The organism is Candidatus Paceibacter sp., assembly GCA_013360865.1.
Lineage (GTDB): Bacteria > Patescibacteriota > Minisyncoccia > UBA9983 > UBA9983 > SURF-57.
This window is the reverse complement of sequence record JABWAS010000005.1, coordinates 65,423-79,334: the sequence shown is the minus strand read 5'-3', so window position 1 is coordinate 79,334 and position 13,912 is coordinate 65,423. Positions and strand designations below refer to the sequence as shown.

Annotated in this window: 10 protein-coding genes and 1 tRNA gene; 7 read left to right on the top strand and 4 right to left on the bottom strand. The window is 43.6% G+C overall.

Going from position 1 to position 13,912, the window contains the following annotated elements; all coding sequences use genetic code 11:
* The first annotated feature begins 107 nt into the window (after positions 1-107).
* Positions 108-650, top strand: coding sequence for a hypothetical protein (locus tag HUT38_02095; protein ID NUQ57256.1), 543 nt, complete (start codon positions 108-110; stop codon positions 648-650).
* Here HUT38_02095 and HUT38_02090 read toward each other — a convergent pair.
* Both HUT38_02090 and HUT38_02085 read right to left on the bottom strand, forming a co-directional pair.
* Positions 647-1,042, bottom strand: a complete 396-nt coding sequence (locus tag HUT38_02090) for a hypothetical protein (protein NUQ57255.1) — start codon at positions 1,040-1,042, stop codon at positions 647-649. The two genes, HUT38_02095 and HUT38_02090, sit on opposite strands and share 4 nt — an antisense overlap.
* 7 nt (positions 1,043-1,049) lie before the next feature.
* On the bottom strand, positions 1,050-2,816 hold the full coding sequence (locus HUT38_02085; protein ID NUQ57254.1) for an AAA family ATPase: 1,767 nt from the start codon (positions 2,814-2,816) through the stop codon (positions 1,050-1,052).
* Between the two features lie 70 nt (positions 2,817-2,886).
* Between HUT38_02085 and HUT38_02080 the strand changes: the two genes are divergently transcribed.
* The 4 genes from HUT38_02080 to HUT38_02065 are packed head-to-tail and all read left to right on the top strand — an operon-like array spanning position 2,887 to position 9,685.
* A complete protein-coding gene (locus HUT38_02080; protein NUQ57253.1) occupies positions 2,887-3,069 on the top strand; it encodes a helix-turn-helix domain-containing protein in 183 nt (60 codons plus the stop codon).
* Between the two features lie 4 nt (positions 3,070-3,073).
* A complete protein-coding gene (locus HUT38_02075; GenBank protein ID NUQ57252.1) occupies positions 3,074-5,446 on the top strand; it encodes a DEAD/DEAH box helicase family protein in 2,373 nt (790 codons plus the stop codon).
* A 4-nt stretch (positions 5,447-5,450) separates the two neighbouring features.
* Complete coding sequence (locus HUT38_02070) at positions 5,451-7,949, top strand: N-6 DNA methylase (GenBank protein NUQ57251.1); 2,499 nt, start codon at positions 5,451-5,453, stop codon at positions 7,947-7,949.
* 38 nt (positions 7,950-7,987) lie between these two features.
* Entirely contained in the window at positions 7,988-9,685 is a 1,698-nt protein-coding gene (locus tag HUT38_02065; protein NUQ57250.1) for a putative DNA binding domain-containing protein, read from the top strand.
* Between the two features lie 115 nt (positions 9,686-9,800).
* Here the strand turns inward: HUT38_02065 and HUT38_02060 are convergent, their stop codons facing one another.
* Positions 9,801-10,022, bottom strand: coding sequence for a superinfection immunity protein (locus HUT38_02060; GenBank protein NUQ57249.1), 222 nt, complete (start codon positions 10,020-10,022; stop codon positions 9,801-9,803).
* Positions 10,023-10,509: 487 nt separating this feature from the next.
* Between HUT38_02060 and HUT38_02055 the strand changes: the two genes are divergently transcribed.
* Positions 10,510-11,289 (top strand): hypothetical protein, encoded by a 780-nt coding sequence (locus HUT38_02055; GenBank protein ID NUQ57248.1) that lies wholly within the window; start codon positions 10,510-10,512, stop codon positions 11,287-11,289.
* 746 nt (positions 11,290-12,035) lie between these two features.
* Entirely contained in the window at positions 12,036-13,757 is a 1,722-nt protein-coding gene (locus HUT38_02050; GenBank protein NUQ57247.1) for a recombinase family protein, read from the top strand.
* Here HUT38_02050 and HUT38_02045 read toward each other — a convergent pair.
* A tRNA-Asn gene (locus HUT38_02045) sits at positions 13,746-13,817 on the bottom strand. The genes HUT38_02050 and HUT38_02045 overlap by 12 nt on opposite strands.
* Positions 13,818-13,912 lie beyond the last annotated feature (95 nt).

Below are 13,912 nucleotides of genomic sequence, written 5' to 3'. Positions count from 1 at the left end.
TCCGGAGCGACGCGATATGCTTTTTTCATATAACTGATTCTACAAAATTACGCTGATAATTTCATGGAATCAGTGTCTTAAATTTGGGGTACCTGGCAGAAGTCGTAATGGATCAAAAAAAGACCGAGCTCGATATTCGCTTATCGTGGGAGCGTGAGCGGAGCAAGAAACAAAAAGAGTATGACGAGCTTCTGAAGATGAAAATGCGTGGTTCGATCGATGAGGATGACTTCCTGCGCCTAAAGCAGACAATCAAAGGAGAGTTAGAGCAGATCGAGAAAGCGTTATCAAGCAAAAGCGGTACTGTAGAGAACACGCTGGATGAAGCTAAGAGAGCATTTAACTTAATGGCTGAAATAGCGGACATATTCAAGAACGGAGGGTTTGAGGAGAAAACAGATGCTCTTTCAGAGCTCGGTTCGAACCTGACCCTAAAAGACCGACAACTCAGTGTTCGCAACAAAAAATTGATCGAGATACTTGAAAACGGCCTCTTCGCAGCACGGGAAATAAACGAGGCGTTCGAACCTGCAAATACTCAGGCAGATAAAGACAAAACCGAGGTTTTTGCCTCGGTCTGTCCAACTTTGCTCCGAATGCTGGACGAGGTTAGAACACAAGCTATGACACCTTTCACCCCAGAATTTTAATATACCCAGAAGCCAATTTTTCTTAATGTGATCCAGGTTAGCGGAAAAGCAAGAGCGTGGATTATGTACGGCCAAACCTGTTCTAGGTAGATATTATCGCCAAAGACAAAATGAAAGAAGGCAAAGAAAATACCCGAATAGAGTGCAAAGAAGCCAGCTCCTACAAGTCGATTGAACCCGGGAGAAAAACCGTTACGGGAATTGTAGTGCCACCTACCGTTCCAGGTAAGCAGTTCATAGACGATGGTCACCGCGAGGATAAGGAGGATCCAAGGCCAGTATGCACTCCAAAACATTGTAACGAATTGCCAAAACATCCCAGCTGTTGATTTGCCTGTCGCAGCTAGGAGTTGTTGCAAGAAATCTGGTGTAAAAATTGTGGTTGTTCCCATAAGCTCTTTAAAACGGTATCGCTACACTTCCTTCCTCAGGTTCCGGCTTCGTCTTATCTGATAACCCCTTTTTATCTTCCAGGCAATCATTTACCAAGACACAAAAAGCATCCAGCTTGTCAGTAGGTATCTCGCTTTTTTCGTATTGCATAATGATGTGTTGCGGTTTGCGATGTGCCTGCTCTTTCGGAAGTTTAGTGATGCCAAGCGCGTCTTCAAGCTCACCATCAATAAAAGTAATGTTCCGTGTTAAGTCGGAGGCGCTATCTCGAATCAAATCGTTCAGCTCTTTGTGTTCATTTAAGTCCTTATCGCTGTCGACAATTACAGAGTGACAGATACCAAAAGCGGTCATGAGATTCATAAAGCGATGTGTGTTGTACTTTCCCATCGTATCTATGACTGTAACGTCTCCCTCTGTGTATTTAAGTTTTCCATCACCAATTAGGCGTGCAATCAGTACTCGTTCGGAAGGTCCTTCAACGAGTAGTACATGCTTTGCGAAAAATAATCCTGAACGTTCAGGATCAAGCCATAGAAAATACTTTATCGCTTCCATTTCTGGCAAATAATCATCTGCACTCAGTCTTGCTTTGAGTGCTGGGTATTTTTGTGCAATGTCATTTAAAACCTGATTCGTCTCCACCACATGATTCCAGGTATCCTCGTCCACTTGCTTTATTTTTGTAAGTCCATCCGGTTTGTTTAATTTTATAAGTCCACGTAATTCATTGGCGTTTTTGCTAACGAAGTGAGGCGAGTGTGTTGAACACAGCACCTGAGTATCAGGTCGCTCAGCTAATTTTTGTAGACCATGCGATAAACTTTCTTGCTGTGGAGGGTGTAAAAATGCTTCAGGTTCCTCAAAAAGGATAAACGTATACTCGGGAGAAAACTCCTTCTTTTTTGTTACCTTTGCAGTTGTGTATTGGGCAGCAACATCAATTATGGCAAAAATGAATTGGCGCTGGAAACCAGAACCGTATTGCGAAATTGACTGTGTCTCGCCGTGATTTGAATCAGCAAATTCCTGTTCAATTAAGTTTTTTACAATCGAGGCAGATGTTGGCTGACTTATCTTCAGATGAAATTCTGCCCCCCATGGTTTTATTCGAGTATTCAATTCCGATTCAAGTCCTTCAATTGATCTGCCGCTAGCACCTTTATCCGTCTTTATTGCCGAACTAAACGCAGCAAAGTTCTTCTCAAATTGTGAGAATGCAGTGCTCTTTGCAATAACATCTTCTAAGACATCATTTAGTAGATCACGTAATGCTGATGGTCCACTTAGTTTTGCATGATCATCGACAGTACTGACGGCGGGAATGTAAACGAGTTTCCCAAATTTACCCAACTGTACCGACTTCGCGCCGTGAAAGGGTTCGTCATTTAGTGATCCATCACTTTTAAAAGCGTATACAGAATCCTGCATCTTATCTCCTGCAGGGTTCTTTTTGTCGGTAAGGAAATACTTCTTTACCTTAAGTTGCTCATTAGGTAGTTTGCAGTAATCGGGTAGAGAATCCCACTCGTCTTTGGCCAGTTGATACGTAAGCTCAATCCATGATTCACTCGCATCAGCGGGTGGAATCCAGCAAGCATCGCGATCCTTTTTAAACTTGTAGCCGTCTTTTTCGTAAAAGCAACGAATAGCATCGACTACAGCGCTCTTGCCGGCGTTATTCCCTCCGACCAATAGCGAATAATCGAGAAGTGAAAATCTCTCATCATGTAAACTTCTGAAATTGTGTACGCTCACTTCGATAAGTCGCATGAGAACATCTTACTCTTGCGAGTGTTGTAATGTCAACAAAAGTAAAGTATGATTTAAGGACCGGAAAACTATGAAAAACGAGCCAAAGACATACTACACACCAACGGAACTGGCCGAACTTCTGTCGGTCAATGTCATGACCATTTACCGGTACATCAAGGCCGGCCGGCTTGTCGCTCACAAGATCGGCAAGGAGTACCGGATTGATCGTATTGAGTTTGAGAGGTTTATGGCGAAAACCAAGACAAAATAATTTTATGAACGAAGCATATTCACGCGTAATTATCGATAAAAAACTCCGGGAAGCCGGATGGGATATTGAGAACTCCACTCAAGTTATTTTTGAAGACCATGGAGATGCCGGCCGTGCTGACTATGTACTCAAGGATACTTCGGGACATGCGATTGCTCTCATCGAAGCAAAACGTCCCGACATCGATCCGTATAGTGCAAAGAAACAGGCGTTTGATTACATCCAAGCGCAGTATCCAAAAATCAGATTTATTTATCTCGCCAACGATAAACTCGTGTACCTCTGGGATCTCGACGGTGGAGGTGATGCTACTGTCGTTCCAGCTTTTTTCTCGCAGGAAGATCTGATGCGTCGCCAAAGCTCGCGCTCAATGAACCTCGCAAAGAAGTTCAGTGAGGAACCGGTTACTTACGGGTATTTTGGTGACGTTGCTGATAATGTCACGCTCCGGCCATATCAACTTGACGCATGGAATGCCATCGCTGAAAACTACGACAACGGTAAGCGAGCTTTTCTTTTGGAGATGGCAACAGGTACCGGTAAAACGGTGCTGGCTTCACTAATTATTTCGCGCTTTTTGCGTTCTAATAACGCACAGAATGTTCTCTTTGTGGTGGATCGTAAGTCACTTGCAATACAAACCAAAAATACATTCGAGAGATTGCTTCGGGGGGTATCGTCAGTGGGAACTTACTGGGGTTCAAACCGAAAAAACCTCACTGGCTCGAATGTTGTGGTGGCAACTATCCAATCACTCACACTTCATGGCGGACGTGATTTCTCTCCAGGATACTTCGATTTGATTATTCATGATGAGGCGCATCGCAGTATCTATTCTCCTGAAGCCCGTGCAGCAGTTGATCACTTTGTTGGTGCAACCAAGATAGGTCTTACAGCAACACCGCGCGATTTCTTGAAGAACATTGATATCGAAAAGCTCGCAGAAAAGGATCCACGTAAACTAGAGCGTCGAGTTCAGCGAGATACCTATCGTTACTTCGGTTGTGATGATGGAGTTGCTACTTTTCGCTACACAATTCAAGACGGCGTTGCCGCAAAGTTCTTGATACCTCCGAAGTATCACAAGATGAACACTTCGATTACACAGCAAGCACTCTCTGAGGAAGGTATTACTGAACTCAATGACGTGGAGCTTGAGGAAGGTGAAAGTATCAAGATCCGCGATCTTGAAAAGAAAGTACACTTCCCAGTCCGCAATCGTCGCATGATGGAGGAATTTCTCGAGCATGCATTACGCACGCCGGATGGAGAAATTGGTAAGACACTTATTTTTGCCGTGTCGCAGGATCATGCACTAGCACTTGAGAAAATACTTAATGAGCTAAAACCCGAATACGGTGGTCGTTTTGCTATGACTATCACATCTCGTATTCCAGGTGCCCACGACATTGCGAAGGACTTTGCAAAAGACACGAACAAGCTCCCGCGCATTGGTGTGACAGTGGACATGCTCGCTACCGGTTTCGACTGTCCTGAAATCCTAAACATTCTCTTGGCCCGACCGATTTTCGACCCGATTACATATCAGCAGATCAAAGGCCGAGGTACGCGTCTTTGCCCAGAAATTAGAAAGAAGGAATTCGTCGTTTTTGACTTCTGTGGCGTCGTTGCTTACTTCGATGAAAAGTACGACTGGGAAGCTCCCGCAAAATTGGCCCGTGAGGGAGGTTTGACCACCAGTTCGACCGTTACAGCAGGTTCGGGAGATGTGGGCCCCGTTGAAGAAGATAAGGGGCTTTCCGGGCCTCGTGTGTCCCAAACTCCTGACGTAGTTCTGACCCGGGACGTAATAACCCTCCCGGAGGGCGATACTGTGGACCGAAACATGTACCGTGATGAGTGGGCTCGTGCGGTCCAGACCTTTATGGCAACAAAAGACAAGATGGTCGTCGAAGCCCTCGATGATCCAGATAAAGTCGAAGGATTGATCGAGGAGATTAATGCAAAACTCCTCAACAAGCCAAAGCTGTATTTTAACGAGGAGAATCTGCAAACATCTCATCGTATCGTTGCGGGAGTTCGCGAGTTTTTCTTGTCGGCTATCGGCAAACAACCACTTCCGACTCGAGAGGAGCAACTCGCTTCGTTCAAGGAAGCGTTGGTGAATAAGTTCGCACAAACAGACAATCCAGAAAATTCATTCAAGCGCGCTGTGATGGTTGAGTTCATTGCAGATCAAGCAATCTCAAACGACAAGTTCCGTACAACGGTTCAAGCAAATCCAACACTCGACTTTTTGCGTTGGGATGAATTCGCGCAAGCATACTCTGTGAGCGAGTGGCTAGCTATTTTCTCAAAAGAGGAGCTTACTGAGCTTGTGTCGGACATTTCAAACGCGAAGATCTTGACCCTATAAACATATGGATACGATTTCACTCTACAAACACAGAATTGATGCGCTGATGGATCTAATTTATGGGTCCGGCCAGGCCAACCATGCTGCAATTATTGAACAGCTAAATTATCTGTTGTTTTTGCGTGCACTTTCAATCAAGGATGATGAGGCAGAGTTGCTTGGAATCACCGACGAGAGTGAGAAGATATTCACTGGCGACCTTGTAAAGTATCGCTGGCAGAACCTACTCGCCCTCAATGCAGAAGACCTTTTCAAAACACTCGAGCAAGCATTTGAACTTTTACAAAAAAAATCTAGTAACGCGACCGTTAAACTTTTGTTTCGAAATGCTCACGTTAAAATTTACGACAGACCAACACTTCGTCGCGTGGTTCATGAAATAGAGGAGTTCGCCAAAGAACTCGATAAAGTTGCTCATCATGGTGACAAGGATGTATTCGGTGACATGTACGAATATCTGCTCTCAAAACTCTCTTCTGCTGGTACAAATGGTCAATTCCGCACACCACGTCACATCATCGATTTCATGGTGAAGGTAGTGGATCCAAAGAAAAACGAAACCATTCTCGACCCGGCATGTGGTACTGCCGGTTTCCTTGTTGCAGCATACCGTTACATCGCTGGCGAATACACCAGCGACAAAATGAAAAAAGCTGGTAGTCCTCGAGCTATGGACAAGCTGTCGGCAGATGAAAAGAAATTCCTGTTTAATCACATGTTTACCGGCTTCGATAGCGATGAGGACATGATCAAGTTCGGGATGATGAACTTACATCTCCATGGTCTTACTAAGTCGTATCTCGTTCGTCAAAACTCACTTACCGATACCACTGGAAACAAAGACAAATTCGATGTGATTCTCGCGAATCCTCCATTCGCTGGGAAAATCGACGAGGAAAGTGTCTCCGAGGATCTACGCATGGGAACCAAAGCGACAGAACTGCTCTTTTTGCGATTTATGATGGACCACCTTTCTTTCAAAGGTAAGCTCGCAGTGATTGTGCCTGAGGGCGTTGTTTTTAATGCCTCAAAAGCACACACAAAAGTCAGACAAATGCTTCTTGAGAAAGGGCTGTGGGCAGTCGTATCGCTGCCTTCTGGGGTGTTCAACCCATACGCCGGAGTTAAGACCAGTATCCTCTTTCTCGATAAGGAAATTGCAAAAAATAAAAACGAGATTGTCTTTGTAAAAATTGAGAATGACGGCTTTGATCTTGGCGCTCAGCGCCGACCTATCGACAAAAATGATTTGCCAGTAGTCACAGATATCTTAAACGCATGGAAATCAGGTAAAGAGATAGAGAGTAATCTGGTAAACATTGTTGAAAAATCGAAAATTGAGTCAGATGAGAACTATGGGTTGTCTGGTGATCGATATAAGGCAACCACTGATCACTCTGTTGCAAAGTGGCCGATGGTTGAGTTAGGAGAAATACTTGAATATGAACAGCCGACTAAATACATTGTTAAATCTGTCGATTATAAAGACGAATACGAAACTCCTGTTTTAACAGCCGGTAAGACCTTCATACTTGGCAATACAAATGAAACAGAGGGTGTTTTTCGGAATCGATTACCGGTAATTATTTTTGATGACTTTACGACAGCGACTAAATTTGTAGATTTTCCTTTCAAGGTCAAGTCCTCGGCAATGAAGATATTGCATGCAAAGAAAGAGGTGGCAGATCCTCGCTATGTATACTTTGCAATGCAAAACATTACTTTTAAATTTGCGGAGCACAAACGTTTTTGGATATCGGAATACTCGAAGATCAGAATTCCATTACCGCCACTCGAGGTTCAAAAGCAAATTGTTGCCGAGTTTGATGGTTATCAAAAAATCATCGATGGGGCTAAGCAGGTGGTTGAGAACTGGAAGCCGAGAATCGAAATTGATCCATTGTGGGAGAAAGTTAAATTTGGAGATGAAAAAGTCATGCAGATTATTGATGGAGATCGGGGCACAAACTATCCAAATAAAGAAGCGTTTAAGCCAGAAGGTTATTGTCTTTTCCTGAACACAAGCAATGTCAGAAAGGGTTCTTTTGACTTTTCAAAGTGTGATTTTATTACGAAAGCTAAGGATGAATTATTAAGAAAGGGAAAACTCGTTCGTGAGGATATTGTTCTGACAACAAGAGGCACACTCGGTAATTCTGCATACTACTCAGGAGACATTCCGTTTGAGAACATCAGAATTAATTCTGGCATGGTTCTTTTGAGAGCTAATTCGAAAGTACTTTTGCCAGAATATCTTCTTCAATTTTTGAACTCACAGGAATTTGTTGAGCAAGTTACGAACTTTATGTCTGGGAGTGCTCAACCTCAATTACCTATAAGGGCGCTCTCAGAAATCCAGTTCTCACTACCTCCTCTTGATGCTCAAAAACAAATAATTAAGCAAATTAAAACAGAACGTTCCTCGATTGAAGTAACTGCCCAACTCATTTCCATTTTTGAGCAGAAAATTAAGGACCGGCTAGCAAAACTCTGGTTGTCTTAAGTGTTTTTACATCGAGAAAATTATTCACTAAAAATCTCATGAGCAAGAAGAAACAAACACAAGAGATACTGCCATGGACGAATGGCGAGCTAGAAACCCTACTAAAAGGGGTTATTGCCCATGGGACTGAGATGGCAAAAATAGATTTTAAAACAGAAATCGAAACCGCCACAAACGAACAGAAAGCTGATTTACTGAAAGACATAATTGCTATCACCAATACCTACGACAGCAACTACGAAGATCACGGATTTATTATCTATGGAGTGAAGGCAAAAGGTATTATTGGGATCACTCACACAGAGTCGGACACAGATAAATTTCAGAACCATGTAGAGCAACTTCTCAAGACATACATCTCGCCTATGCCTCAGATTTATGTCTTAGGTTTTGAAACTAAAGACGGTAAAAAGTGGGGCGCGATTGTAATTCCTCCTCGGAACAATAAGCCACACATGTTCTTCAAGGATTTATTTTGTGCAGATCGCTCGCGTTCGAGAAAAAAGGGAGAGTGGTTCGTGCGACGTGGGTCAACAACTGATCCTGGGTTACCCGAAGATCTTGCGATAATTAGTCAAAGACAAACAGAGCAACTCCTAGAACCATTACGCGAAAGCATCAGAACTCTACAGTCCCGGGTAGCAAAAACGGAGGACCAGTACAACAGCGCGTTGTTTAAGCTCGTGGAGCGAGCTGTTTCAGCTATTCCAGATAAGGAAGTGCGGAAACCGGAGGGACCGGAAGATCTGCAAATCGAGGTTAGTGACACCATAGATGTCGGTGAGTCGCTTGGCATGGATCTGCCGACACGCATCAAACACAAACTGCGCACCCCGAAAAATGCAATTGCTGAGGATCTTATCTCAGAAGCAAAACGTCTTCGGGAATATCTCGACGGAGCTGACACTGGTCTTCCGTGGGCGCCTCAACTCAAAGACCCGGAAGGAAATAAAAAAATCATATCTAGTGTTGAAGAAAGGACTCAGTCACTGCAACTTTCGATTGCAGCCATAATGCTCAATGACACTAAGGGTGAATATACGGATGCACTTTTACGCTCACTCAAGATACTGGCAAAAGCAACAGAAGTGCCGAGTGGTGTGCAATACAACAGGATTGGAGAGGGTTTGCGCTATTACCCACTCATGTTGATTCTCTACACAATTTTTATATGTGGAGTTGCGGCAAATCGGGGCAGTGTATTGAAACAGGTCTTGGACGTTCCGATAAAACATCACAGGAGGGGTGGTGCAACGTCGCCAATTACGGATGCTTACTTTTTCTCGTATGAAGCGAAAACATTGATTAATGATGCTTATGCTCAACGTTGGTGTGAGCCAATCGCACAAAGGGTACGACAGGTTCTCAGTGACAAAATAGCTGAGTTAATCACAGAATTCTCTGAACCGGAGTATTTCTTTAGGGGTGAGTTTGTACTCGCTTTGACTAACATCGACAAGGGCATGAGCGCCGGAGAGGAAGTCGACCACAGGGTTCCGTTGGGTGGCTTGTATCTCTACATGCACGAGGCGCACGATCCGATAATGGAGTTTATAGCTGAGAATCCCGACTGGTTCGCTAAGCTCTACGGCCACCCCCTAAATGAGATACTTGATATGTTTGATCGCAATGCCCACAAGATGGCAGGATCAGGATGTATCGCCATCGGTATGCATGGGATAAAGACGGCCCAGGCCTACCAAGAAATGCTTCAGAAAAGAGCTAAAAAACCATAAAGGTCGGAATAGGAAAAAGTGGTAAAAGTCGGAGACCTCCTTATAAAAAAATCGTTATTTATCAAAGTATTTTCAAAATGGACTCCCGACTTTTACCGAATAAAAACAGGGTTTTCTAGTTCGGGGTTTGCTGGGTTGTCGGCTTCGGTGCGTCAGTGGCAACCGACCAGGCCAAAGCAATAACCCATCCAATCAACGTCCATCCCAGAAACAGATCGAGCACGAAGATCGACATGGTGTTTGTGCGTCTCCGTATAATCGCGATTGTTGTTGGAAGAAAATAACCTAAAGTGCACAAGCTGAGCAATACAGCCAAAGAAACACGTACGAATTTCATAATTTTCTAGCGGGTTTTTTAATCGACGGAGTGAGCCCAAATAATCAAAGGGCTCCTGGCCATCGCGATCCGACCTTTCGGCCAAACCCATACCTGTTTCCAGATATGACCCGCTAGAGTGACTCTGACCAGGAGTCCTTTGATCTCTAGCGGGTATTTAGCGCCATGCCTGCTGGAGCAAACCAACAGGTTTAGGCAATGTGACTAACACCGATAATTATTGCATTTTTTTGATGTTTTTGGAAGTGTACCTGCTTTAGAATCGGGCAAAATCTAAAAATCATGAAAGTATAAAGTTCATACCGGAAAGTTCGACAAGGATCGCTGGGAATACCTTTAATCTAAGCCATTTCATCTACGACTCTCTATAACTTTCTGGGATAAGTGGGGCCTAACTTTCCACCATAAGATGGGCATAAAAAGCACATACTGCTTCGCACTTTCTTATTGATGTAATCTCGTTAAAAATGTAAACTAAAGTAAAGTTATGAAAGGAAAGAAAGCTAAAACAGAAGCAGATCTTGATGAGTTTACGCATGATGACGTAATTGACTCAACAAGTGCTCAAGACAAAGCATGGAAGTACTTAAAGGGACTTAGCGAAGACCCTAGTTTTCTGCAAAAAATAAGGCGCATCAGAAAAAAATACAACCTCCCTTCAGATGGGATCCTAGAAGTTCTCCAGACAAAATCTGAAGCCACTGGTAAGGAAATAATCAATTTACCTGAACATTTATCTGGGACAGATTTTGAAAAAACTATAGATCTCTTTACCAAGGAATTAGGTCTAAGTTGGACTTGGTCAGATGTAATCCAGTATTACGTAACATATAATCGTTGGCTCAACATTTGGTCTTATGGAGGATTAGTACAAGTGGATGATTTGAATGAGTACATAAACGGACCATTTCGCTACGAAGGTGATGAAGAGGGATATCTGGAATATGTAAAGTCGATTCTGGAAGAACATCCTATTGCAATCACTGTAAGCCCTTATGCTACCTTAAGAGATATGCTGGATTTTTTGAAGAAAACCTATAAAACTCACATCGAACCTCTTCAAAATAAATACAAAAATGCGAATATAAAGCTAGGGAAAATGAGAAAGAGGAATACCTCTGTTCTTGAACGTAATCAATTCATATACAAAAACAAACATATTGGAAGCAAAAAATTAATGGGTCTAATCAGTGACAAATTCGGTGAGGTTCTAGATTACACCTATATCGATAAAATAATCTCTGACGAGAAGAAAAAAAGAAAATAAGTGTGCACAGATAATTTCTGTGTTCATTTAGTTTTCTATACGCCATTTTTCGAAAGAACTAATCTGATGCTAAGCATCAGGTTTTTTGTTTATGGCACTCAAAAAAAGCACAACCGAAAAATTAAAAACAATCGTAGAGAAGGACTACGGTGTTTTGCTGACCGACGAACAAACAAATGAACTCGGTGCAACATTGTTGCGACTTACTCGACTAGCACTTTCAAACTCTATTAGCAAAACACAGAGTGTGCAGAATGGACTTCTTCCGAAAGGAGCTCATTCTGCAGTCCCTGTGACTGCGGACAATCGAGAAGCGACGCGGTAGTCAGCGAGTCCGCGTGAAAACAAAACCGGCTGAACACAAGGTGCTCTCCTGTAGGCCGAATGACTTGCAGGAAAAATTAACACCGAGGGGTAGCGTTTACCATTCGTCCCTCGGCTCGAGGAGAGCATCTTGAACAGATGGAGTAAGGGCAAGTTCAAACTCGGGCGGCACACTCCAATGCCGAAACCACACCCGAAGAAAACGGTAGGATCGGAAATCCGTCTTGCGCCCGAAACCATCGCTTGTCGTACACAACTGAATCATTTTGCTCGTTAAGGTCGAGGAAGCTCTCTTAATTAACACTTATCCACTGTTTCCTGAGGAGATCGAGCAAAATGGAGTGGTTATGGTCGACCCTAAGCTGGATATAAAAGAACATTCTCGGTACTGTCTTAATTAACAAGTATTTAACAACACTAATATGAAAAAACTAACAAACGAAATCATATACCGAGGATACGCACGCAAGTCGACAGAATCTGAAGATCGACAAGCATTGTCAATCGAGTCGCAAGTGTCAGAGGACATCAAGATCGCATCTATGCACAGTGTCGCACTTGATGAGAGTGACATTTTACGCGAATCAAAATCTGCAAAAAATGCGTTTGCCAGACCTGTGTTTGAACAATTGATTAAAAGTATCGAGGATGGAGAGGTTCAGGGTATTGTCGCATGGCACGCTAACCGTCTTTCTAGAAATGCCATAGATGCAGCACGACTGGTGGACCTTTTCGATCAAGGAAAATTGATCGAAATCGTAACTCAGCAACAGGTATTTCGAAATACTCCACAAGATAAATTCATGCTCACCCTCTTTTGCAGTCAGGCAAAAATGGAAAACGACAACAAAAGTATTGATGTGAGACGAGGTTTACTGAAGAAGTGCGAAATGGGATATCCGCCGGGTGTGGCAAAAGTAGGATATGTAAATGATTATGGCGAGAAAGGTAAAAGAAGCATTCTACCGGATCGGGAGCGGTTTGAGCTCGTAAAAAAACTCTGGGAAATGTTTTTGACCGGAAAGTATTCTGTAAGAAAACTCCTCGAATACTCAGACAAGACACTCGGTCTCCGCACCATCCAGCGCAGTAAGGAGGGTGGTAAGCCGGTAAAACTCTCGCGCATCTACGACATGCTCAAGGATCCGTTCTACGCTGGATTTTTCTACGCGAAGGACGAGCACGGAACACCAGTAAGATACTCGGTAAATAGCTCGGTCCCTAGAATGATTACGGAGGAGGAATACTGGAGAGTTCAGGCAATGCTTGGCAGACAAGGCCGTCCCCGGCCGTCAGTTAACAAACAGACCTTTGCATATTCAGGGTTAACAAGGTGTGGATCGTGCGGAGGTTCTGTAGTTGCTGAACACAAACACCAACTCATATGCCCCGTATGCAAAAAGAAATTCGCTTACCCTAACAAAACACAATGCCCGGGGTGTTGCACAGATATTGATAAGATGGATAACCCAACATATCTACATTACATCTACTATCACTGCTCAAAAAAGAGGTCACCTGACTGTCCAGAGCGGTCCGTCTGGGAAGAAGACATAGACGAATTCATGGCGAATCACACCCAAAATAAACTGCAAATCTCTCCGGCGCTTCGAGATTGGTGCCTAAGTAACTTTGAGGAGATCCTAGTGGAGCAGAAAAAAACCAAGTTAGACATTCAGCTTTCCTGGGAACGTGAACTGGGTAAAAAGCAAAAGGAGTACGATGAGCTCTTGAAGATGAAGATGCGTGGCGCGATCGATGACGATGACTTTCTGCGACTCAAAACGACAATCAAGGCAGAAATAGAACAGGCCGAGAAAGCATCAGCTGGTATTGATGGTATTAGTACCGAGAAGATCTTGGACGAAGCACGGCGGACATTCAACCTCATGGTCGAAATAGCGGACATATTCAAAAATGGAGGATATGAGGAGAAAACTGACGCACTTTCGGAACTCGGTTCGAACCTGACGCTAAAAGACAAAATACTCAATGTTCGCAATAAAAAACTAATAGAGATACTCGAAAACGGCCTGTTTGAAGCAAGGGAAATAAATAAGGCGTTCGAACCTAGAAACAGTGAGGCAGATAAAGACAAAACCGGCGCTTTCGCGTCGGTCTGTCCAACTTTGCTCCGCAGGTAGGACTCGAACCTACAACCAACTCCTTAACAGGGAGCTGCTCTACCATTGAGCTACTGCGGAATATGTTTTATTCCCTCTTAATAACTTCTTGCTGAAGCTACTGCGCCGCGCGCCCGCCAAAGCTGAGCTTGGCGATGCGGGCGGGGAATATGTAA